Here is a 22,647-nt window from a genome sequence, read left to right on the forward strand (position 1 = left end):
TACGCAGGCGCGCGGCAATCGCGTGCAGGCAGGCGGGCTCACAAAATTCCAGGCAACGGGCGAGAAGGACCCAGGCCAGGGGAACGTAATCATTCGCGGCTCGCAGATTGATGCGAAAAACGTGCACCTTGCGGCCACCGATCGGGTCGATCTGCTCAACAGCACCGACACTGAGCGTGTGCGTCACGACAATGGCTCGACAAGCGGCAGCGTCGGCGTATCGATCGGCACGAAGGGGCTTGGCGTGTCGGCGTCGGCCGCGCGTGCCAACGGCGACGGCAACTCGGACGGGGCGATGCAGAACAACACGCACGTTCGCGCACGCGAGAGCGTGACGATTAAGAGCGGTGGCGATACGAACGTTGTGGGCGCGAACGTGAAGGGCAATCGGGTGGTCGCCGACGTGCAGGGCGACCTGAATGTGGCGAGCGTCCAGGACACCAGCGTAAGTGCGGCGCGCCAGCATAGCGCGGGCGTCGGGCTGAACGTGAGCCAGGGCGGGGGCAGTGCCAGTTTCAACGTGCAGAACGGCAACGCACGCGGCAACTACGCGAGCGTTACCGAGCAGGCGGGGATCGAGGCTGGCGAAGGCGGTTTTGACATTGCCGTGAAGGGCAACACCGATCTAAAGGGGGCGTTTATTGCGAGTGAGGCGGTGAAAGCGCAGAATCGTCTGAAGACTGGCACGCTGAGCTACTCGGCGATTGAGAACCACTCGGATTACCAGGCAAGCACCTTGGGCATCAGTGGTGGCGCGACGACAGGCGACGGCGGCAATGTATACCAGCCGACCGGATCGAGCTCGGGCAAGAATGCCGGGGGAGCGTCGCCGTTGTATCTGAGCGAGAGCGGCAGCAGTCGTGCCCGCACGCAGAGCGCGATCAGCGCTGCTGAGATCGAGATCACGAACCCTGATCAACAAAAGCAGGCTGTCGCGGAGCTGAGCCGCGATGCGACGAATCTGAACGGTCGGGTGGACAAGACGCCGGACATCCAGCAGAGCTTGCAGAATCAGGGCGAGCTGATGAGCGCGATGCGTGACGCCGGCGAGGCGGTTGCGCGGCGGATCGGGGACGTGGCGGATGCCAAGCGCGACGCCTTGCTCCAGGCGGCTAGCGAGAGCGACGATCCGCAACAGAAACAGCAGTATTTGGCTGAAGCGGAGCAATGGGATGAGAGCGGGCGCTACCGTGTTGGTCTGCAGAGTGCGGGCGGCTCGCTGGTGGGAGGCATTGGTGGAGGGCTGTTGGGGGCGGCGCAAAGTGGCGCGGGGTCGTTGGTGTCGGCGTTGCTGGCGAATAAGCTTGATGCGGTGAGCCGGCAGATTGCGGATCAGAAGCCGACCGGTAATGCGGACTTGGACAAGACGCTGGGCAACTTGGTGGCGAATGTGATGTCGAGCGTGGCGGGGGGCGTGATTGGGGGAACGCAGGGCGCGCAGGCGGCGTACAACGTCGATCGGTTCAACCGGCAGTTGCATCAGGATGCGAATCCGCGCAAAGACGAAAGAAAGCGCATCGAACAAGACATCGCACCTGCGTACGCGGCGGCGCATGCTGGAATGACGGTAGAGGAAGCTACCGATAGGCTCGCGGCCCAGTTATTGCGTCAGGTGGACACGACAGCGGCGAGCCAGGGCGGTTGGGATCAGGATGCATCGAATTATTTGAATGCGTATGCGGCGGCCCATCCTGGCGAGACGATCGGAAAAGACCAGTGGGGCAATGCGGTGCCGTTGTTTGGCACGGCGTCTGGATATCAGCGCAACGACAGTACGATCTTCAGTGCGGCGCCGCAGACGACGGACCCGCCGCCTCAACTGGGATTGGGTGCGGTTGGAGGATACTTGGCCGGGATGGAGCAAGGGTTGGCTGACACGATCGGGCATCCGTTAGATACGCTGTGGGGCGGGGTTAAAGGCGCCTATGGGTTCATCATGGATCCTCAAGGCACGGCGCAGCAGATGCAGGCGGCGACGCGTGACGTCCTCGTTCAAGCGGGAGATGGGAACTTCGTACCGGCAGGGCAGCAGGTGGGGCAGCAGGTTGGCTCGACGGTTATAGGTACAGTGGTAGGTGTTGGAGCAGGGAAAGCTGTTGCTGGGATCGAAGGAAGGCGTGCTTTAACTACAGCTAAAATTACAGCAGCGGACGAAAGCATTGGCACGGTTAAGGAAAGTAAAACAAGCAAAAGCCATGCAATCGGCGATGCACAGGTTCGCAATAATTTTTATCGGGATGGAATTCCGTATGATATTCGTCGGATCGCGTATGAAGCGGATGCCAAAAGGATTAATGATGCCGTTAGTGGGATGAGAGCCACAGGTATTAAAGAAGAAGCAATTGCTAAGTGGGCAGTTGATCAGAGAAATAATTTAAAGATCAGATATCGTGATATATCGCCACCTGAATTTGTGAAAGCTGCTGAGGCGAGGAATATGGAAAAATATGGTAACCCGCTTGGTCCTACAGTGGATCAACTCAGATCTAAGGGGTTAAGCTGGAGGCAGATTGCTGATTCAGCAGCTAGTCCTGGGGGGAAAGATATGGGGTTTAGTAAGGAATGAAAGCGAAGATTGAAGTGTCTCCAACGGGTTACAAGTACATTGCAGTATCTGAAACTGTGGATTGGCAAAGTTCGACTGTATTAATTCATAAAATCATGATTCAAATTGGTGCTACGGATATTTTTCCAATTGCAAACGATGAGGCGGTTTCTGTTGATACAAAATGGTGGGAATTTGCGTACAAATTTGGGAAATTTAGAATTGTTTACGAAGACTGGCCGCAAGGTTTATCTATTGAGCCGCGTAATAGAGTGAGTAATGCGTTGTTGCAAGAAATAATTCTGTTAATTAAAAATATTTAATAATATGACGGTGGAGGAAGCCACCGATATTCTTGCGGCCCAGTTGTTGCGTCAGGTGGATACGACAGCAGCGAGCCAGGACGGTTGGGACCAGGACGCATCGAACTATTTGAATGCTTACGCGACGGCTCATCCCGGTGAGATAGTTGGAAAAGGAAGGAGCAGATTGCGGATACTGCTGCTGCTTTATCGGCAGCAGCTGGCCGGTTTGGTGCGACAACGGGTGCGATTGCGGCCATACCTTCGCCGTATGCTCCTGCTGCTACGACACTTACACTCAGTGCGGCAATGGTTGGTTTGGGCGCTAGTGCCGTGGAGCAAGTGTTCAGGCCGAATCCGGTTGCGTTTGGGGTTGATAGTTTTATCGATCTTGGAACTTTCACTGCAACAGAGAAGTATCCGCTTTGGGGGCCAGTGATCAACGAGCTAGGAAATTACATAAAAGGATCGGACTGGGTAATCAAGCAAAAAAATTCAGAAATTCTGAAAAAATGAAAAGATTTAAGATTATTGACAACGGCAACCTAACTAGGAGCGTCCGCATTGGATTTTACGCAATCGGTGTAGGGCTTGGATACATAAGTTTGGAGTACTGGCACTCAGCACTACTTTTTACATTAGGTCTGTTTTTTGCTGCGATAGCAGGGTATTCTAGTCGAGCGGCCATGCTCAATATTAAGCCGCTCGACAGCTCTTATCATAAAGCTCGGGAGAGCTATAAAGAAAAGGGGGGGATACTGAGAAGGACAGGACAAAATAGATACGAGGCTTAACTAAGCTTACCTCGTACACATCTTAGGTCAAGGGTGGTTTCGGATAACAGTCGCATCAACCGGCAGTTGCATCAGGATGCGAATCCGCGCAAAGACGAAAGAAAGCGCATCGAACAAGACATCGCACCTGCGTACGCGGCGGCGCATGCTGGAATGACGGTAGAGGAAGCTACCGATAGGCTCGCGGCCCAGTTATTGCGTCAGGTGGACACGACAGCGGCGAGCCAGGGCGGTTGGGATCAGGATGCATCGAATTATTTGAATGCGTATGCGGCGGCCCATCCTGGCGAGACGATCGGAAAAGACCAGTGGGGCAATGCGGTGCCGTTGTTTGGCACGGCGTCTGGATATCAGCGCAACGACAGTACGATCTTCAGTGCGGCGCCGCAGACGACGGACCCGCCGCCTCAACTGGGATTGGGTGCGGTTGGAGGATACTTGGCCGGGATGGAGCAAGGGTTGGCTGACACGATCGGGCATCCGTTAGATACGCTGTGGGGCGGGGTTAAAGGCGCGTATGGGCTCATCACGGATCCTCAAGACACGGCGCAGCAAATGCAGGCGGCGACGCGTCATGTAATTATTCAGGCGGGTGGAGGAGATTATGCTCCGGCGGGGCGACAGGTAGGGCAGCAGCTTGGAAGCACAGTAGTTGGTACAACGACGGGGGTTACTTTTAATTTCGCTGTCTCAAAGACGACGGGGGCAATAAACAATATCCGTAGTGCGAACGCAGTGGCAGCAGAGGCAAATAAATTTACTGATGCCGCGCGGGCAGAAGGAAATTTCTACCGAGATGGCAGTATCGTAGATATTGGGGAGCACTTTGGGCGCTTTGCAGATGGGGCATCTTTACTGACACCAGTAGAGAGCTTTGGGAAATATCCAATGATGGGTCGTCCAGATGGCTTGTTTGTATCGACGCCAGACTACATAGCGTCATTGCTCAGGCAAACAGGAGGAGATAACGCACTTATCAAACAACGATTGGGAATTGAGCCCCAGTATTGGAATGGTCCCTTGTTCAGAGTTGATATTCCGAACCCTCTTCAAAACAATCCGAGGTTGCCTACAGGGCTTGAGGCAGGTGCAAATAGTCATTTTACACGTGGTGGCTATACCACTGGTGGTGCGCCAGAAATCATCGTTGATCCAATTCCGATTAAACAAGTTAAGCCAATACCTGTCGAACGGCCGCCACAATGAAAATTATTTCTCAAGTAAACTGGGCTTATACGCTTTTCGAAGATGCGGATGGTTCTTATGTGCTGAGTATCGTTGTCCCAGCAAGGGATGCTGCTTGGGCCGTTTATGAAAAGGAGATACGCTTACCTAGCTACGAAAAATATTTACTGAAACTCTTTCCGCAGAGAGTTTCGAGACTTGTTGAACGCTTTGTGCAAGAAGAGAAGCGAATACAATCTATTAAATCTAAATTATAACGAGTGTTCTCCAACCGCTCCAATCGGCAGTTGCATCCGCAGAAAAAGACCTTAGATTAACAGCTTGCGGAAAAGAGTGGTGACAAATACAGCCAGCAGCAGATCGAAGACCAGATGCGGCAGATGTCGATGACAGAAGGTGGCCAAACTTATGCCGGAAGTCCCGACACCTTGATCGGTGAACAGCGTCCGGCGGATGCAGAGGCCAAGTGGGTATATGCAGGTGAGACTGCGGACGGTAAGCCAATCCTAACTCAGGCGACGGTAACGAATAATGCTGAGCTGCAGCGGTATATCGTGGATGCGATGAGCAGCAGCGATGTGCCAAGCACGACCAGCTACACCGCGGCGCCCATGCAACCAGAGCTAGGACCGCGAAGGTATGCGCTCAAGCCCCCGGCGAAGCCCTGTGCGACGGCAGAGTGTGCAGCGGAACTAGCGCCAGCGGGAATGCTTTATTATCCGCCGGATTTGCCGAAGGAGCAGATTGCGGATACTGCTGCTGCTTTATCGACAGCAGCTGGCCGATTTGGTGCGGCAACGGGTGCGATTGCGGCCATACCTTCGCCGTATGCTCCTGCTGCTACGACACTTACACTCAGTGCGGCAATGGTTGGTTTGGGAGCTAGTGCCGTGGAGCAAGTGTTCAGGCCGAATCCGGTTGCGTTTGGCGTAAATAGCGCTGTTGATCTATTACTGTTCCGATCTGCGGATAAGTATCCTCTTTGGGGCCAGTCATAAACGAAGTTGGGAATTTTGTTAAAGAATCATATTGGTTGGAAAGGGCGAAAGATCCCGATAATTGGAAATGAAAAATATCAAATTTATTCAAGATGGGAATTTGAGTGGATGGCTTCGTACAGTATTGTGCCTGATCGGGGCGGTTATCGTATATATAAGTGCCTGTTATGTTCATTCAATGCTGTTGTTAGGGGGTGGTTTATTTTTGGCTGCTGTGGGGGGCTATTCAAGTCGAGCGCATATGCTAAGAATAAAACCGTTCGACAATTCATTTAAAAAGGCGAGGGAAAGTTATAAGAAAGGTGATGCGGAAAAGGAAGGGGGCGGTAATTAAAAAGCCTAGAGCGTATTGTGCACTTTTTATAACGAGTACAGTATGAACGAGCATGAGCATAGCGAAGATGACGAAATGCATGCCGGCCACGGGTTTTGGACAGGCGCTCGCTGTTACGTGCCAGTTACCTGAGTCGGTTCAGCTAGGCGAAGTTGCGCTCGACCACCCAGCGGCGGGGCAACAGCACGAAGCCCTTTTTGCCTCGGGCAGTTTGATGGCCTGCAGCTCTATGCCTTTATCGTGAGCGGTCCGCGCAGGCGTGTCGGCCGTACAGCGCTGTTCAGCCAATGCAATTCCCGAACCATTGCTGGTAAGGCATGTGCAAAGTCGGTTATCCTGGTTTTGTCGCATCAACGCGATAGGGTAAGATAGCGAGCCACCGGATCTCAGCGGCAGAACTGCGTTGAAGTCAAAGACAGCTTGCTCGATGATTGTTGTCACGACATCAAAGCTTTGCTCTACTCGCTGGACCTGAGCGTAGAGAGGGCGGCTTAACAGGACTGCGTCAACCTCACGTGCCTTCATACTCTCGAAGGTGATCGGCTGTCGTTATATTATCGACGGCCCATTTGCGCTCTTATCTAATCGACGATGGTTCGCCGACGACGCTCATCACCTGTATGGCTAGCCGCCTTCTGCTGGCCGGAGCCTATCATGTCACCGGTAACGGGTAAGGTGCAAGATTGAGTAGCGGTTCAGCAACCATTTGGCTCGTCCCCGATCTTTCGATCAATCAGCTAGACTGTCGACTAGTCGACGGCCAGAGAAGGGAGGGCTTGAGTATGACCACGGCAAAAACAGTCCGCAAAAATGCCAAGAACGACGACAAGACGCAGATCGTCGGCATCCGTATGACCCCGGCGCTCGCGCAGGAAGTCAAGATGGAAGCTACTAAGCGCGGCATTACGCTGAAAGTTCTCTTCGCTGAGCTGTGGGAAAACCGCAAGCACCGTGTCCAGTCATGAATAGCATCCAAACGGAAAATGACCTGATCGCCGTCGCCGCGGCATTGATCGAGCCTTCGATCGTGCTCTCTCCGGGCGAAAAGGCGCTTCAAAAGAAAGTCTCCAGGCGAGCTATTGAGCCGGCCTTCTTGGGCACTATTCGCGACGACATCCTCGCCGGAAACGATCCGCTAGGTAATGCGTTTGCCGCTATCCGCTCTGCCACCGAGCGTCGTGCGACCGGGGCCGTTTACACGCCCCTGCCAATCGTCCGCTCGATGATGGCTTGGTTATCTGCTCAAAGCACACCGAGCCGCATCGTCGATCCGGGTGCGGGCTCGGGTCGCTTCATCCTCGCCGCAGGCGAAACTTTTCCGGATACCCAGCTCGTCGCCGTCGAGATGGACCCCCTGGCCGCGCTGATGCTGCGAGCCAATCTGAGCGCACGCGGCTGGACTGACCGGGCGACCGTGTTGGTCAACGACTATCGCGAGATCAAGCTTCCTCGCTGCACCGGGATGACGGCCTTCATCGGCAATCCGCCTTATGTGCGACATCACGACATCGCTGAAAATTGGAAAGCTTGGTACGCCTCGAACTTCGCCGAATTCGGCATCAAGGCCAGCGCTCTTGCTGGTCTGCACTTGCACTTTTTCCTGCAAACTCGGCTACTCGCGAATCCGGGCGACATGGGCGCGTTCATTACCTCGGCTGAGTGGATGGACGTGAACTACGGTTCAGCGCTGCGCCGGCTGCTACTTGAGGAACTGGGCGGCATTGCTCTGCACGTGCTTGAGCCAACCGTCGAAGCCTTCCCTGGTACGGCGACGACTGCTGCGATCACATGTTTTCGCGTCGGGGAGATGGATGAGCCAGTGCGCGTTCGCGACGTCAGCAAGCTAGAACAACTTAACGGCTTGACCAAGGGAACCGAGATTCCGCGTGAGCGGCTACAAGCCGCTCCGCGCTGGTCGATCATTGTTCGACCGTCTGAGCCTGCTACGGCCGGTGACATCGAGCTTGGCGAGCTGTTCCGCGTGCACCGAGGTCAGGTCACAGGCGCAAACGATATCTGGATTGCAGGCGAGCACGCAAAGGATCTGCCCGAGCGCGTCAAGCTGCCGGCAGTCACTAAGGCCAAGGATTTAATCCTGGCCGGCGCTCAACTGCAGTCGGCAGAGGCTCTACGGCGTGTGATTGATCTTCCTGCCGAGCTGGATAATTTTACTAAGGAAGAGTGTTGCCGCATCAGCGCCTTCCTCTCGTGGGCGAAGTTGAACGGTGCCGATCAGAGCTACATTGCGCGACACCGCAAAGTCTGGTGGTCGGTGGGGCTCAAGGCTCCGGCCCCGATCCTTTGCACCTACATGGCTCGCCGGCCGCCGCAATTCACGCTCAACGCCTGCGACGCGCGGCACATCAACGTCGCGCACGGCCTTTACCCGCGTGAGCCGCTGGCCGATGGCGTGATGGCTCGGCTGGTGACGTGGCTTAACAAGAACATCAACACGGGGAGCGGTAGAACGTATGCCGGCGGTTTGACCAAGTTCGAGCCCAAGGAGATCGAGCGCCTGCGCATCCCAAGCCTGGAAACACTTCTTGCATGACCAGCGCACCACCTCGATGGACCATAGCCGAACTTGCCGAAGACGCTGCTACCTCTGCTGGCCAGTTCCGGGCCGAGCGCTTGGCTGTCTCTGACTCCTGGGAAACGCACTACACCCAGGCGCGCAGCAAGTTCGAGCTGCTTTTTAAGAAGTTGAGCGACCTCAACCCAGGCGCGATCACCGACGACAACCTAGCCGAAGCCTACAACCTGGGTCTTGGTGAAGCGCTGCGCTACCTAGCCGGCCCGCCGATCTCGGACGACGACTTGCAGGTGATTGCCGATGTCGACTCGATTGCTCCGGGCGTCTTGAAGAAGAACCCTGAGGCGCTGCGCAAGGTGTTCAAGGTCATTGAGCGGGTGATCGACCCGCATCGGTTCCCGTGGATAGACGCCGGTGGCGCACCCACCGAGCAACAGCGTGAGGCGGCATTGCTGGCCTCCTCCGTGCTCTTGGCCGCGCAGCGCATCGCCACCGAGCGCCGCAACGAGGGCAAGGAAAACCAAGAAAACAAGGTTAAGGGCTACCTTCGCAGCCTGGGCTTCACCGAGGCCCCAGCCGTAGCGATCAATACGATTGTCAAGGGTCCGCAGGCCATGCAGTTCTGCGCCGAGTGCCAGCTCGGTGAGCGCAAGGCCGATGTCGTCGTGCGCTTGCACGACACGCGACTCATGGCGATCGAGTGCAAGGTGTCGAACAGCGCCACCAATAGCGTGAAGCGCCTGAACAACGATGCCGCCGTGAAGGCCGAATACTGGATCAAACAGTTCGGCACCGCGCAGGTCGTACCGGCCGCCGCGCTGGCGGGCGTTTTCAAGGTTCTTAACCTCGAACAAGCGCAAGCGCGCGGGCTTTCCCTGTTCTGGTCACACGATCTCGACAAGCTTGGCGCGTTTATCGAATCGACCAAGTGAGCCGCGCATGAGACGGCCACCTTGGTTTTCGGCTGGTCACGGATAATCCTGGTTCGCGCGTGCGTCAGTGGGGTCGACTCGTTTCAATTTCAGGCCGCAACAAGCAAACGTCACGGATGCATCGGCGCACGCCGCTTTGAATACCGGATGAGAATGTAGAAAACCGCGCCCACGAAGATGAGCGCGCACAGCGTCCTCATTTTCGCTTCCCCTTTGGATAGCCCTGCTGTGCGTCGATGATGCGCACAATCTCAATCGCACTCGTGGCCGAAAATGGCTGGCGCGATTAACATTTTAAGGGCGGGACATGCCCGCCTTGCCTGTGAAGTGAGCGTTGCAGTCATGCCACCAGCAATAGGAACCCACCGAAGCGACTCACTGCGGCTCAATGCCGAGGCGAGCGCCGTAGGAATCCCCAGAATTTAAGCGGGGGAGGATGTCAAGACGGATCTTTATGGCGAAGAACAAACACGTTTCACAAACGCCGGCCACCCAACTACTGCGACATCACCATGTCGAGTTCGGCGAGCATCTCTACGAGTACGTGGAGCACGGCGGCACCGCCGAATCCGCGCGGCAGCTCGGTGTACCCGAGCATTGTGTGATCAAGACGCTGGTGATGGAGGATGAGCACGCGAAACCGCTGATCGTGCTGATGCACGGCGATCGCACGGTGTCGACCAAGAACCTGGCGCGTCAAATCGGTGCCAAGCGTATCGAGCCGTGCAGGCCCGACGTCGCGAACCGGCATTCGGGCTACTTGGTCGGCGGCACGTCACCATTCGGCACGCGCAAGCCGCTGCCAGTGTACGTGGAGCGCACGATCCTGTTGCTCGAACGGATTTACCTGAACGGCGGGCGTCGCGGTTACCTTGTGAGCCTTGCTCCGGCGGTACTCACGACACTGCTGGCCGCCACGCCAGTAGACTGCGCGAGCCCTGACTGAACGCGTGGGATTGCGACATGCAGCGCGCTGTCTTGCGTCATGTGCCATGCTTCGTGCTTCGTGCGCCATGCGTTATGCGTTATGCGTTATGCGTCGGCGCAGCAAGTTTTCGCGCGCGCCTGGGCACGACCGGGGTTAGGTAGAATGACGCGCTTTGAACGAGTTGCACATCCTCCTCCATGGCTAACCTGCTTGTCGCCGTCGCGGCGTACCTAATCGGCTCGATATCGTTCGCGGTGATCGTCAGCGCCGCAATGGGACTATCCGACCCGCGCACCTATGGCTCGAAGAACCCCGGCGCGACCAATGTGCTGCGCAGCGGCAACAAGGCGGCGGCGGTTCTGACGCTGTTTGGCGACGCTTTCAAAGGATGGCTTGCCGTGTGGCTCGTCAAGCATGTCGGCGCCGCATACGGGCTCGACGCATTCTCGGTGGCGTTGGCATCGATCGCCGTATTCCTCGGCCACTTGTATCCGGTGTTCTTCCGTTTCAAGGGTGGTAAGGGCGTGGCCACCGCGGCTGGCGTGCTGCTCGGAATCGACCCGGTACTCGGCATCGCGACTGCCGCCACGTGGCTGATCATTGCTTTCTTTTTCCGCTATTCATCGTTGGCCGCACTGATCTCGGCGCTGTTCGCGCCGTTGTTCGACCTTTTCATGTTTGGTGGCAACCCGATCGCCGGGGCCATTATCGCGATGAGCGTGTTGTTGGTGTGGCGGCACCGCGCGAATATCAGCAAGCTCCTGGCCGGACAGGAGAGCCGGATTGGCGACAAAAAAGGCGCATCCGATGCACGGCGGTGACGGCCGGGGCCGCTAAGCAACGCGCCGCTCAGTCGCGAAAATTATTGAAGTCGAGCGGGGCGTCGCTCACCTCTTTGCGCAGCATCGCAATGACGGATTGCAGATCGTCGCGCTTGGCGCCGCTCACGCGCACCGCGTCGCCCTGTATGCTAGCTTGCACTTTGGTCTTGCTGTCTTTGACTAGCTTGACGATCTTTTTCGCGAGATCGCCCGCCACGCCTTTTTTAACGGTGACGAGTTGCTTGACTTTGTCGCCGCCGATTTTCTCGATTTTGCCGTAGTCGAGAAAGCGTACGTCGACCTGGCGCTTAGCCATTTTCTGCAGCAACACGTCCTTGACCTGGCCCAGCTTGAAATTATCGTCGGCGAACAGCGTCAGCTCCCGCTCCTTTTGCTCGACGCGCGCATCCGATCCCTTGAAGTCGAAGCGCGTCGAGATTTCCTTGTTCGACTGTTCGACCGCGTTCTTGACCTCAACCATGTTGGCTTCCACGACTACATCGAACGACGGCATTGCATTTTCTCCCGAAAGAATTGCCAGCACGGCTGCGCGACGCCCAGTGCGCGATGCCGGGACAATCGTGACGAGCCGCTATAATGCGACACATTTTGTCATTTTACCGATGGCCTGCGTTTTGCCAATCGCGCGCCATGCCTGCCGCGCCAAAGCGGATCGTATGCGCGTCGGCGGCGTTGACCCATGATGGCCTTTGCGATGTCCCGATTGACTGACGCTGACCTGGCGCCCAATGCGCTGCAGGCGGACTATTCACTGCGAGATCACAATACGTTTGGCTTTAACGTGCGCGCGCGACTGGGCGGTGCGATCCGCTCGGAAGCCGCCCTCGCTGTGCTGCGTGCCAATCAGCGGATCGCCGGCATGCCGCGCCTGGTGCTGGGCGCGGGCAGCAACGTTGTGTTCACGCGCGACTTCGATGGTTTGGCGCTCGTGATCGACTTGCGCGGCAAGCGCGTCGTCGCGCAGACCGACGATGCTTACATTGTCGAGGCCGCTGCCGGCGAGCGCTGGCACGACTTCGTTGACTGGACGCTGCAACAAGGCATGGCCGGATTGGAGAATCTTGCGCTGATTCCCGGTACGGTCGGCGCCGCGCCGGTGCAGAATATCGGTGCATATGGCCTCGAGCTTGCCGAGCGCTTTGAACGATTGCGCGCGCTCGACATGGTTGACGGGCGTATCGTGGACCTCGATGCACAAGCCTGCGCGTTCGGCTATCGCGACAGCGTATTCAAGCATGCTGCGCGTGACCGGCTGATCATCCTGTCCGTTGCGTTTCGCTTGCCGAAGCGATGGCGTGCCCGTGCTTCGTACGCGGACGTGGCAAGCCGGCTCGCCGCGAGCGGGATTGGCAAGCCGACGGCGCGACAGATCTTCGACGCGGTTACCGCGATCCGGCATGAAAAGCTGCCTGACCCGGCGATCCTGGGTAACGCAGGCAGTTTTTTCAAGAATCCGATTGTCGACGCCGAGCAGTTTGCGGCGCTGCGCGCGAAGGAGCCGGATATCGTGTACTACATGCAGCACGATGGCCGCGTCAAGCTGGCCGCCGGTTGGATGATCGATCGCTGCGGGTGGAAAGGGCGCTCAATCGGCGCGGCCGCCGTGCACGAACGCCAAGCCCTGGTACTGGTCAATCGCGGTGGCGCGACCGGCGAACAGGTATTGGCGTTGGCGCAGGCGATCCGCGCCGATGTCAGCCAGCGCTTCGGCGTGGAACTCGACATGGAGCCGCTCGTCGTCTGAATCCGCGCATCCCCCAGCGTTGGTACTGGCGAGCCTGCGGCTGTCCGCCGGAACTGCGGGGCGGCTGTTGCGCATCGGGTGCTAGGCACGGCGTGTCGCGCCGATCCCGACTCGCGTCAGCCATGCGCCGCGATATGGGCGAGCGGCGTGTTGTGCTGGATTTGTGCGGCGTCCTGCAACGGCCGGCTCGACGGTTCGTTCCGCCGTCGCGGTGCACGGCCGACGATAGGACTTAATGATTCAGGCGGCCGAGCATCAAGAACTCCATCAGCGCCTTTTGCACGTGTAGCCGGTTCTCGGCCTCGTCCCACACGACGCTCTGCCGACCGTCGATGACGTCGGCGCTCACTTCCTCGCCGCGATGTGCGGGCAGGCAATGCATGAACAGCGCGTCAGGCTGCGCGAGCGCCATCAGTTCCGCATCGACGCACCAATCCGCGAACGCGGTCTTGCGCGCGTCGTTTTCTTGTTCGAAGCCCATGCTGGTCCACACATCGGTCGTGACCAGGTGGGCGCCTTCGCAGGCGGCGCGCGGATCGTCGGTTTCCTCAACCGATGCCAGGTGTGCCGGGTCGATCAAGGCGTGATTGAGCCTGTATCCCGGTGGTGTCGACACGCGAAGCTTGAAACCGAGGATGTGCGCGGCCTCGATCCATGTATAGGCCATGTTATTCGCGTCGCCTACCCACGCGACGGTTTTGCCACGGATCGGTTCCCGGTGCTCATGGAACGTGAACACGTCTGCCAGCACTTGGCACGGGTGATACTCGTTGGTCAGCCCATTGATGACCGGAACGCGCGAATTCTGTGCAAAGCGCCGCAGGATGTCCTGACCGAACGTGCGAATCATAATGATGTCGACCATTCGCGATATGACCTGCGCCGCATCCTCGATCGGTTCGCCGCGACCCAGTTGTGTGTCGCGCGTGCTCATGAAGACCGCGTGGCCGCCCAGTTGGAAGATCCCGGCTTCAAACGAGAGCCGCGTGCGCGTCGAGTTTTTCTCGAAGATCATGGCCAGCGTGCGATCGTGCAACGGGTGATAGGTTTCGTAATTCTTGAACTTCTGTTTCAGAATCCGGGCGCGCTCCAGCACGTAATCGTAATCGTCGGCAGAAAAATCCCGGAACTGCAGGTAGTGGCGAATCGTTTTGGTGGAGGTCATAAAAACAAATATGGCGGACTAAGCCGGTCAGTACGCCGGGCGCCGCTGCTTGCCATGTGGATCACTCCATCCAGCATAAAGGATTTCGGTGCCTTTGACGAGCCGGCCTACGCCCGCTGCCGCGCCGGACCGGGCATCGCTTTACTTTGCACTGCACCGGACGGTTCTCATTTGCGGGCGAACGGCCGGGTCACCGGCGGATAACAAAGGCGGCGCGCGCCAGCTTGTGCGTTGCGCGCTCCCGGTTCGGCTCGACGACTATTCAGCGCGCAGGCAGGCTCAGTGCGACGGTAGCGAGAACGATGGGGAAGCGCGGATTCGGTATCCCGGGCAGGGTAGTGCGCTGCGGCAAGGGACCGCGTGCGCTATAATGAATGACTTTCGCGACGAGCCTGCCGCCGTGGTGTCGCGCGGCAGTACGGCGTGGGAAAACACGTCCGTGCGTCGCGGAGCCTCATTTGCCCTATTCGCGGGTGCCGTCGAGCCGGTGCTGGCGGGGCTGTCTTTCAGGTGTTCCACATGGGCGACTCATCCTCAACCGAATACTTCATTCAAGGCATTACCAAGAACGGAAAGAAGTTTCGGCCGAGTGATTGGTCGGAGCGGCTGTGTGGTGTGATGTCGTCGTTTGGTCCTGGGGCGACGGGGCCGAACGCGAAGCTGAAGTATTCGCTATACGTGCGGCCTGTGATGCTCGGTGACATCAAGACGGTGATCGTCGATTCGCGGCTGCGCGACATTGAGCCGATGGCTTTCGATTTCGTGATGAATTTCGCCCGGGACAATGATCTGGTGGTGACCGAAGCCTGCGAGCTGCCGATCGAACATCCAGTGCAACGCGCCGCGCCCAAACGTGAGGTCGGCTAAACGGCGATGGCGAGCGACGGTTGCGGGCGGCGCCTGCCGCCGAATTGGCGTGGCCGCGTAGCGCCCTGCGGTTTGGGCTGCCATCTCAGCGCAAAAAGCCCGCGATTGCGGGCTTTTGCTTCGACTACTCTACTCCATCGCTGCGCCACCAGTGTTGCGCTGGGCCGACTCGGTGTGTTTTGACGAAACCGGGTCTTCACACGACGCGCCCGCTTGGCGGGCCGCGCCGCGGGCGATCAACCGGCGCGTGGGGTTTTACGCTGCAGCCTGCGCCAGACCCTTGATGGCAGCGGCCAGGCGGCTCTTGTGGCGAGCGGCCTTGTTCTTATGGATGATCTTCTTGTCAGCGATGATGTCCAGCGTCTTCGACGATTGCTTCAGCACCTCGGCAGCCTTTGCCTTGTCACCGGATTCGATCGCCTTGCGCACGGCCTTGATCGCGGTACGCATTTTGGAGCGCAGCGCAGAATTGTGTGAATTGGCTTTCGCGGCCTGACGGGCACGCTTGCGAGCTTGTGCGGAGTTAGCCATGACGGTTCCTTATCCTGTTTCCAGCGGTATTGGAGTATGAGCCGCGGGGAACGGTTGCCCGGCGGACTATCGAAACGGCGGATTATAACAATAAAACAACGGGATGCGCAATTGGCGTCCCCCTTCCGGATCGAACTAGGTAGAAGTGTCTGGTTAGCTGCAGTGGCGACGGGCGCGGGCGGTCCATTTACCCTCGCCCCGGGACCGCCGCCACGGACTGCTGACACGGACTGCTGACACGGACTGCTGACACGGACTGCTGACACAGACTGCTGACACGGACTGCTGACACGGACTGCTGACACGGGCTGCTGACACGGGCTGCTGACACGGGCTGCTGACACGGGCTGCTGACATGGGCTGCTGACACGGGACCGCTGCCATGGATCCCGGAGACGAGTGCCACGCCGCGCTGTCATCGGTAAGCGCGGCTACCGCAGCGTGCCGTGGTCGTGTTCGTCGCATAGGGTCCGTATAATGCCGCCGCATGAATCTACTCCGCGCCCTCGTCACCGTCAGTGGCTTCACCTTGCTTTCCCGGATCACCGGATTGGCGCGTGAAACGCTGATTGCCCGCGCTTTTGGCGCCAGCTCGTACACCGACGCGTTCAATGTCGCGTTCCGTATCCCGAATCTGTTGCGGCGACTGTCCGCCGAGGGTGCGTTTTCGCAGGCGTTCGTGCCGATCCTGGCCGAGTTTAAGAGCCAGAAGGGGCACGAGGCGACGCGTACGCTGGTCGACGCGACCGCCACCGTGCTGGCCTGGGTGCTGGTCGGCTTGTCGGTGCTGGGCATCGCTGGCTCCGGGTTCGTCGTGTGGGTGGTCGCATCGGGGTTGCGTCACGACGCTCAAGCGTTCGGACTCGCGGTGACGATGACGCGGATCATGTTTCCGTACATCGCACTGATCTCGCTGACTTCGCTGGCGTCCGGCGTCTTGAATACTTATCGGAATTTTTCGCTGCCGGCATTTGCGCCTGTCCTGCTCAATGTTAGCTTCATCGTCGCGGCGTTGGTCGTTGCGCCGCGCTTGGACACCCCGATCTACGCGCTCGCTTTCGCGGTGTTGGCCGGCGGCGTGCTGCAGCTGCTCGTGCAACTGCCAGGGCTGAAACGCGTCCAGATGATGCCCCGGATCGGACTTAATCCGGTTCGCGCGCTGGCCCATCCCGGGGTCAAGCGGGTCCTGTGGAAAATGATGCCTGCCAGCTTCGCGGTATCGGTCGCCCAGCTATCACTGATCGTCAATACCAATATCGCTTCGCACCTGGCGCCCGGCAGCGTATCGTGGTTATCGTACGCGGATCGGCTAATGGAGTTCCCGACCGCGTTGCTGGGTGTCGCGCTCGGCACGATTCTGTTGCCCAGTTTATCTAAGGCGCACGCGGATGCCGATGCGGCGGAATACTCAGCGCTGCTCGACTGGGGCTTGCGGCTCACTTTCCTGTTGGCCGCCCCCAGTGCTGTCGCGCTGTTCGTCTACGCTGAACCCTTAACAGCCACGTTGTTCAATTATGGACGGTTCTCGGGCCATGACGTCGTGATGGTGTCGCGTGCCCTGGCTGCCTATGGGGTGGGCTTGCTCGGGCTGATCCTGATCAAGATCCTCGCGCCCGGTTTTTATGCTAAACAGGACATCAAGACACCGGTGAAGATCGCGTTGGCGGTACTAGTTGTCACGCAATTGTGCAATGTCGTGTTCGTGCCCCACCTTGCACATGCGGGCTTGTCGCTGAGCATCGGCATCGGTGCATGCGTGAATGCGCTGCTGCTGTTCGCCGGCTTGCGTCGGCGCTCGATCTATGTGCCATCGGCCGGATGGGGGCTGTTTTTCGTGCAGTTGGTCGGCGCGTGCCTTGTGCTCGCCGGCGTGATGCGCTGGTTTAACCAGTCGTTCGATTGGGTGGCACTGGGGCACCATCCGGGTATGCGCATTGCAGCATTGGGCGCGACGCTGGTCATCCTTGCCGCGCTATATTTTGCCATATTGTTTCTGATGGGCTTCAAATATGCCTACTTCCGCCGCCGCGTGAAATAACGAGCTAATGACGACTTCCCGAATACTCGATTTTTTCACCGCATTGGTTGCGCAGGACGAGAGCCTGCCGCTGACCGAAGCCGTCTTGTCGTTAGCACAGGATGCCTATCCGGACCTGGACGTGCAGGGTGCCCTCACGGATATCGACGCGTTGGTGGTGCGGCTGCGTCGACGTTTGCCGCAGGGCGCCGACGTGACGCAGAAGTTGTCGGAGTTGAACCGCTTCTTCTTCCGGGAGTTGGGGTTTTGCGCGAACTTAAACGACTACTATGATCCGGACAATAGCCATCTGAACATGGTGCTCAAGAAGCGACGCGGCATTCCGATTTCGCTCGCCGTGATCTACTTGGAGATGGCCGGGCAGCTCGGATTACCCGTCAAGGGCGTGTCGTTTCCGGGTCACTTCCTGTTGCGGGCGACTATTGCAGAAGGCGAAGTGATGCTGGATCCGACGACCGGTGAGTCGCTGACCGAGTCGCGCATGGTCGAGATGCTCGAGCCGTATTTGGACAAAGGCGGGCAATCGATCGCCGGCACGCTGCACGCGCTGCTGCAACCGGCCACCGAGCGGGAGATCGTCGCGCGGATGTTGCGTAACCTGAAAACGATCTACCTGCAGACCGAACGCTGGCAACGGCTGCTGGCCGTCCAACAACGACTCGTCATCCTGCTGCCGGAGAGCATCGAGGAAATCCGCGATCGCGGCTTCGCGTATGCGCGGCTGGACTATCTGCGACCTGCCCTGGAGGATTTGGAGCGCTATCTGGAGCAAGAACCCGACGCGGCCGATGCGACTGTCATCGAGTCGCAATTGCAGGAGTTGCGCCAGCGTACGCGTCGCGGCGATTGACGTTCCGACACGGTAGCAACCGGTCCGGCCTCGGTCGCGCGCAGGCGACTGCGGTTGCCCAGGTTACTCCGGCTGCACCGGTTATTTCGGTTGCATCCGGATCGCGCCGTCAAGCCGGATCACTTCACCGTTGAGCATGGGATTGTCCAGAATCTGCTTGACCAGCATCGCATATTCGGATGGCTTACCGAGCCGGGGCGGGAATGGCACCATCGCGCCGAGCGCATGCTGGAGTTCTTCGGACATGCCTAACAACATCGGCGTCTCGAAGATGCCGGGGGCGATCGTCATGACACGGATTGCGCTGCGCGACAGGTCGCGAGCAACCGGCAGCGTCATCCCGACGACGCCGCCCTTGGATGCCGCATAGGCGGCCTGGCCGATCTGTCCATCGAAAGCGGCGACCGATGCGGTGTTCACGATGACCCCGCGCTCGCCATGCTCATTGGGCGGGTTGGCCGACATCGCGGCCGCCGCGAGCCGGATCATGTTAAACGTGCCGATCAGGTTCACGCCAATCGTCTTGGCGAACAGATCGAGCGGATGCGGGCCGTCTTTGCCAACGGTCTTGACCGCCGGCGCGATGCCCGCGCAATTGACCAGGCCGCGCAACTTTCCAAGCCGCATGGCGGTCTCGATCACGGTGCGTGCGTCGTCCTCGCGCGACACGTCGCACTTGACGAAGCGGCCATCGAGTTGGTCGGCGAGCGCCTCGCCCGCCGCCTTGTTCAGGTCGGCGATGACCGGCTTGCCGCCGTGCTCGGCCAGCATCCGGGCTGTGCCCGCGCCCAAGCCTGAGGCGCCACCCGTGATGACAAAAACGTTGTCGCGGATCTGCATGTCGATGGTCTCCTGCTGTCGATACGCGTGCAGCCTCGTGAGCCGTGCCGCATGGGCGGCGCCACGATCGTGGCGATCCTAGATCGTTATGTCCTGGATCGTTGTGTCTTGGATCGCGCCGTTCTGTGCCGGTTACTGCAGTGCGTCGAACACGCGTTGGCGGATCTCGTCAACGGTGCCGAGCCCGGAGATTTTCCGGTATCGGGGGGCCTGCAGTCCATTCTCGTCACCGCGCTGCGCCCATTGCATATAGTAGTCGATCAACGGGCACGTTTGCGCGACGTAGACGTCCAGGCGCTTGCGGACTGTTTCTTCCTTGTCGTCGTCGCGCTGAATCAGGGGCTCGCCGGTCACGTCGTCGACCATGTCGACCTTCGGCGGATTGAACTTGATGTGATATGTGCGTCCCGATGTCGGGTGCGTGCGGCGCCCGCTCATGCGCTCGATGATCTCGTCAAACGGTACGTCAATCTCCAGCACGTAGTCGATCGCCACGCCAGCCTGCTTCATCGCGTCGGCCTGCGGGATCGTACGCGGAAAGCCGTCAAACAGGTAGCCGTTCTTGCAATCGGCCTGCTGAAGCCGTTCCTTGACGAGTCCGATGATCAGCGTATCCGGAACGAGCTCGCCCGCGTCCATGTAGCGCTTGGCCTCCACGCCGAGCGGCGTGCCAGCCTTCACGGCCGCGCGCAGCATGTCACCGGTCGAAATTTGCGGGATTGCAAACTTGTCCTTGATGAAGTTTGCCTGGGTGCCCTTGCCCGCGCCAGGGGCGCCTAACAGGATCAAACGCATGATGATTATCTCCGAGATTGCTTGTGAATGCTGTGAGCGGGCAGGCCATCAGCGTCGCACGCGAATCTGACTGTAGCCTGACGCACGGTGCGTAGCGCGGCGGACAACTCGTCGCCAATGGGCGCCGTACATGCCGCCTGTCGCTATTGGGGGCGTAGCATAAGCGTCCGATTATGCCACGCGGCGCGCGATCCTCAGCCTCGTTGGGCGAGAATCGCGCGAACTCGCTCTAGGTCCGCCGGCGTGTCGACACCGGGCGACGGCACGTGTGGCGTCAGCAACACCGTGATCCGTTCCCCATGCCACACCGCCCGCAGTTGCTCGAGTGCCTCGGCGATTTCGACCGGCGCCTGCGAAAGCTCGGGGTAGCGGCGCAGGAAGCCAGCCCGGTATGCGTATAGGCCGATGTGACGATGCACCGCAATACTTGGCGCCGGCAGCCGCGCGATGTCGACCACGGGCGCCGTGCCATCCTCCGGGCTCCATTGCGGCTGATACGCATCGCGGGACCACGGGATCGGCGCGCGGGAAAAATACAATGCGATACCGCGGGCATCGAGGACCACCTTCACAATGTTCGGATTGAAGACCTCTGCCGGCTCGGCGATCGGATGGGCGGCGGTGGCAATCGCACAATCGGGATTGGCGGCCAGGTGCGCGGCGACGCCGGCGACTAGCCGCGGCTCGATCAGTGGTTCATCGCCTTGCACATTGACCACCAGCGCGTCGTCCGGCAGGCGGCATGTGTGGACCACTTCGGCCAGCCGGTCGGTGCCGGTCGAATGGTCGGTGCGGGTCAGCAGTGCCTCGATGCCATGCGCTCGGCACGCATTGAGCACGACTTCGGCGTCGGTGGCGATCAACACGCGGCTCGCGCCTGACGCGCGGGCCTGCTCGGCCACGCGTACCACCATGGGTTTGCCGGCTAGGTCGGCGAGCGGCTTGCCCGGCAGACGGGTGGACGCGAGGCGGGCCGGAACGACGACGATGAATGGAACGGCGGCGTGCATCGGATCAGTTGCTGGCGGGCTCGACCGGCGTGCCTTCGACCGTCTGGCGTGCCTCATCGACCAACATCACTGGAATGCCGTCGCGGATCGGATACGCGAGCTTGTCGGCATGGCAAATGAGCTCCTGCGCGTTGCGATCATGGTGCAGAGGCCCCTTGCACAGCGGGCAGACGAGGATTTCAAGCAGGCGAGCGTCCACGAAGTTTCTCCACAACGAGCGCAATTAGGCGAGGGTCGAGCGTGGCGTCGACGGGCACCGCCCATAGACGTGAGTCACGCCAAGCCGTGCATTTTACCGCATCCTTTTCGGTGATCAGGATCGCATCGGCTGTATCGGTCACGAACGGGTTCTCATCGAAAGGATAGTGGTCGGGCAGCGCGCGTGTCGCGGGCACAAGGCCGCTCGCACGCAGTGTCGCGAAGAAACGCTCCGGTGCGCCGATGCCGGCAGCGGCCAGCACACGCTCGCCGGCGAACTGCGCTAGCGGCCGGCGCAGGTGTGGATTATCCAGGTGCCAGGCGTCGGCGGGCTGCAGCGTCAGCGCGAAAGTCGACGGCCACGGCGGCAGACTGCGCCCGTCAGGGTTGTTGATCAACGTTGCGTCGCGGACGCGACTCAGCGGTTCGCGCAGCGGCCCGGCGGGCAGCAGGAACCCGTTGCCCCCTAGCCGGTGATCGAAAACCACCAGCTCGACGTCGCGCGCGAGCCGATAGTGTTGCAGGCCGTCGTCGCTGACGATGACATCCACTTCCCAATGGGCTTGCACCAGCGCGCTGGCGGCCGCGACTCGGTCCGGGCAGACCCACACGGGCACCCCGGTGCGGCGGGCGATCAGCAGCGGCTCATCGCCCGCCAGCGCAGGCGACGCCGCGGGGCTGACTGCGGTGGGCCGCACGATGCGCGCGCCATAGCCGCGCGACACCACGCCAGGCGTGAAGCCTGCATCGCGCAACGCCTCGATCAGCGCAATGACGGTTGGCGTCTTGCCGGTGCCGCCGACCGTCACGTTGCCCACCACCACGACCGGTACGCTGATGCGCCACGTCTTGCACCAGCCGCGCGCATACGCGAGCCGGCGCAGCGCGCAGACGGCGGCAAACAACTGAGACAAGGGCCATAGCGTGTACGCGAGCACGCCACGGCGCTGCCATTCACGCGAGAACATAGGCTCGAAACGGGCGATGATGGCACGGGACAGTGGCATAAGCATGGCGCGGTGGTACGCAAATGGGGTAGGGCGTCGGACAACGGCACGGCAGGCCACAACTCTAACGTGGCACAGGCGTGCGCGGCAAGCCGGCTGAAAGGCCAGACCGGACCGATGCCCGCACGGGGACGCTGATCATTTGTCCATAATGGGTTCGATGCCGGCATACTATCCCCAATTATTGTGGATAACTTTGTGGGAATCTC

At 59.5% G+C, this 22,647-nt stretch carries 24 protein-coding genes and 2 pseudogenes; 17 read left to right on the forward strand and 9 right to left on the reverse strand.

Features of this window, described 5'->3' with window-relative positions; translation table 11 throughout:
- Window positions 1-22 precede the first annotated feature (22 nt).
- The 8 genes and pseudogenes from KQH55_RS16760 to KQH55_RS01585 form a co-directional block, all read left to right on the forward strand.
- A pseudogene (locus KQH55_RS16760) lies at window positions 23-412 on the forward strand (hemagglutinin repeat-containing protein); the annotation flags it as partial.
- A gap of 75 nt (window positions 413-487) precedes the next feature.
- Complete coding sequence (locus KQH55_RS01555) at window positions 488-2,566, forward strand: hypothetical protein (protein WP_235090107.1); 2,079 nt, start codon at window positions 488-490, stop codon at window positions 2,564-2,566.
- Window positions 2,563-2,868 (forward strand): hypothetical protein, encoded by a 306-nt coding sequence (locus KQH55_RS01560; RefSeq protein ID WP_235090068.1) that lies wholly within the window; start codon window positions 2,563-2,565, stop codon window positions 2,866-2,868. Before KQH55_RS01555 ends, KQH55_RS01560 begins: the two co-directional genes overlap by 4 nt.
- Window positions 2,869-3,156: 288 nt before the next feature.
- Complete coding sequence (locus tag KQH55_RS01565; protein ID WP_235090069.1) at window positions 3,157-3,363, forward strand: hypothetical protein; 207 nt, start codon at window positions 3,157-3,159, stop codon at window positions 3,361-3,363.
- 311 nt (window positions 3,364-3,674) lie between these two features.
- On the forward strand, window positions 3,675-4,847 hold the full coding sequence (locus tag KQH55_RS01570) for a hypothetical protein (protein ID WP_235090070.1): 1,173 nt from the start codon (window positions 3,675-3,677) through the stop codon (window positions 4,845-4,847).
- Window positions 4,844-5,083, forward strand: coding sequence for a hypothetical protein (locus tag KQH55_RS01575; RefSeq protein WP_235090071.1), 240 nt, complete (start codon window positions 4,844-4,846; stop codon window positions 5,081-5,083). Before KQH55_RS01570 ends, KQH55_RS01575 begins: the two co-directional genes overlap by 4 nt.
- 114 nt (window positions 5,084-5,197) lie before the next feature.
- The gene (locus KQH55_RS01580; protein WP_235090072.1) at window positions 5,198-5,824 is read left to right on the forward strand and encodes a hypothetical protein; all 627 of its coding nucleotides are present in this window, start codon (window positions 5,198-5,200) and stop codon (window positions 5,822-5,824) included.
- A gap of 67 nt (window positions 5,825-5,891) precedes the next feature.
- On the forward strand, window positions 5,892-6,158 hold the full coding sequence (locus tag KQH55_RS01585) for a hypothetical protein (protein ID WP_235090073.1): 267 nt from the start codon (window positions 5,892-5,894) through the stop codon (window positions 6,156-6,158).
- A gap of 145 nt (window positions 6,159-6,303) precedes the next feature.
- Here KQH55_RS01585 and KQH55_RS16765 read toward each other — a convergent pair.
- Window positions 6,304-6,398, reverse strand: a pseudogene (locus KQH55_RS16765) (IS5/IS1182 family transposase); the annotation flags it as partial.
- A 542-nt stretch (window positions 6,399-6,940) separates the two neighbouring features.
- Between KQH55_RS16765 and KQH55_RS01590 the strand changes: the two are divergent.
- The 5 genes from KQH55_RS01590 to plsY all read left to right on the forward strand — a co-directional run bounded on the left by KQH55_RS01590 (window position 6,941) and on the right by plsY (window position 11,372).
- A complete protein-coding gene (locus tag KQH55_RS01590; protein ID WP_235090074.1) occupies window positions 6,941-7,123 on the forward strand; it encodes a hypothetical protein in 183 nt (60 codons plus the stop codon).
- A complete protein-coding gene (locus KQH55_RS01595) occupies window positions 7,120-8,709 on the forward strand; it encodes an Eco57I restriction-modification methylase domain-containing protein (protein ID WP_235090075.1) in 1,590 nt (529 codons plus the stop codon). The genes KQH55_RS01590 and KQH55_RS01595 overlap by 4 nt, the downstream gene beginning before the upstream one ends.
- Window positions 8,706-9,623: a XamI family restriction endonuclease gene (locus tag KQH55_RS01600; protein WP_235090076.1), complete on the forward strand. Its 918-nt coding sequence runs from the start codon at window positions 8,706-8,708 to the stop codon at window positions 9,621-9,623. The genes KQH55_RS01595 and KQH55_RS01600 overlap by 4 nt, the downstream gene beginning before the upstream one ends.
- Window positions 9,624-10,077: 454 nt before the next feature.
- Window positions 10,078-10,569, forward strand: a complete 492-nt coding sequence (locus tag KQH55_RS01605) for an aminoacyl-tRNA deacylase (RefSeq protein ID WP_076796980.1) — start codon at window positions 10,078-10,080, stop codon at window positions 10,567-10,569.
- 179 nt (window positions 10,570-10,748) lie between these two features.
- Entirely contained in the window at window positions 10,749-11,372 is a 624-nt protein-coding gene (gene plsY / locus KQH55_RS01610; protein WP_235090077.1) for a glycerol-3-phosphate 1-O-acyltransferase PlsY, read from the forward strand.
- A gap of 28 nt (window positions 11,373-11,400) precedes the next feature.
- Here the strand turns inward: plsY and KQH55_RS01615 are convergent, their stop codons facing one another.
- Entirely contained in the window at window positions 11,401-11,886 is a 486-nt protein-coding gene (locus tag KQH55_RS01615; RefSeq protein ID WP_235090078.1) for a YajQ family cyclic di-GMP-binding protein, read from the reverse strand.
- Between the two features lie 201 nt (window positions 11,887-12,087).
- Between KQH55_RS01615 and murB the strand changes: the two genes are divergently transcribed.
- Window positions 12,088-13,137, forward strand: a complete 1,050-nt coding sequence (murB, locus tag KQH55_RS01620) for a UDP-N-acetylmuramate dehydrogenase (RefSeq protein WP_235090079.1) — start codon at window positions 12,088-12,090, stop codon at window positions 13,135-13,137.
- Between the two features lie 232 nt (window positions 13,138-13,369).
- Here murB and argF read toward each other — a convergent pair whose 3' ends face one another.
- Window positions 13,370-14,302 (reverse strand): ornithine carbamoyltransferase, encoded by a 933-nt coding sequence (gene argF, locus KQH55_RS01625; protein ID WP_076796983.1) that lies wholly within the window; start codon window positions 14,300-14,302, stop codon window positions 13,370-13,372.
- Between the two features lie 519 nt (window positions 14,303-14,821).
- Between argF and KQH55_RS01630 the strand changes: the two genes are divergently transcribed.
- A complete protein-coding gene (locus KQH55_RS01630) occupies window positions 14,822-15,169 on the forward strand; it encodes a DUF3579 domain-containing protein (RefSeq protein ID WP_076785401.1) in 348 nt (115 codons plus the stop codon).
- Between the two features lie 255 nt (window positions 15,170-15,424).
- On the opposite strand, the gene rpsT is transcribed toward KQH55_RS01630, so the two are convergent.
- Entirely contained in the window at window positions 15,425-15,700 is a 276-nt protein-coding gene (gene rpsT / locus KQH55_RS01635; protein WP_013434237.1) for a 30S ribosomal protein S20, read from the reverse strand.
- 487 nt (window positions 15,701-16,187) lie between these two features.
- On the opposite strand from rpsT, the gene murJ reads away from it, so the two are divergent.
- Both murJ and KQH55_RS01645 read left to right on the forward strand, forming a co-directional pair.
- A complete protein-coding gene (murJ, locus tag KQH55_RS01640; RefSeq protein ID WP_235090080.1) occupies window positions 16,188-17,738 on the forward strand; it encodes a murein biosynthesis integral membrane protein MurJ in 1,551 nt (516 codons plus the stop codon).
- Between the two features lie 7 nt (window positions 17,739-17,745).
- The gene (locus KQH55_RS01645; RefSeq protein ID WP_235090081.1) at window positions 17,746-18,588 is read left to right on the forward strand and encodes a SirB1 family protein; all 843 of its coding nucleotides are present in this window, start codon (window positions 17,746-17,748) and stop codon (window positions 18,586-18,588) included.
- Window positions 18,589-18,669: 81 nt separating this feature from the next.
- Here KQH55_RS01645 and KQH55_RS01650 read toward each other — a convergent pair whose 3' ends face one another.
- The 5 genes from KQH55_RS01650 to lpxK form a co-directional block, all read right to left on the reverse strand.
- Window positions 18,670-19,428 (reverse strand): 3-hydroxyacyl-CoA dehydrogenase, encoded by a 759-nt coding sequence (locus KQH55_RS01650; RefSeq protein ID WP_235090082.1) that lies wholly within the window; start codon window positions 19,426-19,428, stop codon window positions 18,670-18,672.
- A gap of 132 nt (window positions 19,429-19,560) precedes the next feature.
- Window positions 19,561-20,223, reverse strand: a complete 663-nt coding sequence (gene adk, locus KQH55_RS01655) for an adenylate kinase (protein ID WP_076785398.1) — start codon at window positions 20,221-20,223, stop codon at window positions 19,561-19,563.
- Window positions 20,224-20,417: 194 nt separating this feature from the next.
- Complete coding sequence (gene kdsB / locus KQH55_RS01660; RefSeq protein WP_235090083.1) at window positions 20,418-21,233, reverse strand: 3-deoxy-manno-octulosonate cytidylyltransferase; 816 nt, start codon at window positions 21,231-21,233, stop codon at window positions 20,418-20,420.
- Between the two features lie 4 nt (window positions 21,234-21,237).
- The gene (locus KQH55_RS01665) at window positions 21,238-21,432 is read right to left on the reverse strand and encodes a Trm112 family protein (protein WP_076785396.1); all 195 of its coding nucleotides are present in this window, start codon (window positions 21,430-21,432) and stop codon (window positions 21,238-21,240) included.
- Window positions 21,413-22,444: a tetraacyldisaccharide 4'-kinase gene (gene lpxK, locus KQH55_RS01670; protein ID WP_373566346.1), complete on the reverse strand. Its 1,032-nt coding sequence runs from the start codon at window positions 22,442-22,444 to the stop codon at window positions 21,413-21,415. Before lpxK ends, KQH55_RS01665 begins: the two co-directional genes overlap by 20 nt.
- Window positions 22,445-22,647 lie beyond the last annotated feature (203 nt).

Source organism: Mycetohabitans sp. B3 (genome assembly GCF_021498065.1).
Lineage (GTDB): Bacteria > Pseudomonadota > Gammaproteobacteria > Burkholderiales > Burkholderiaceae > Mycetohabitans.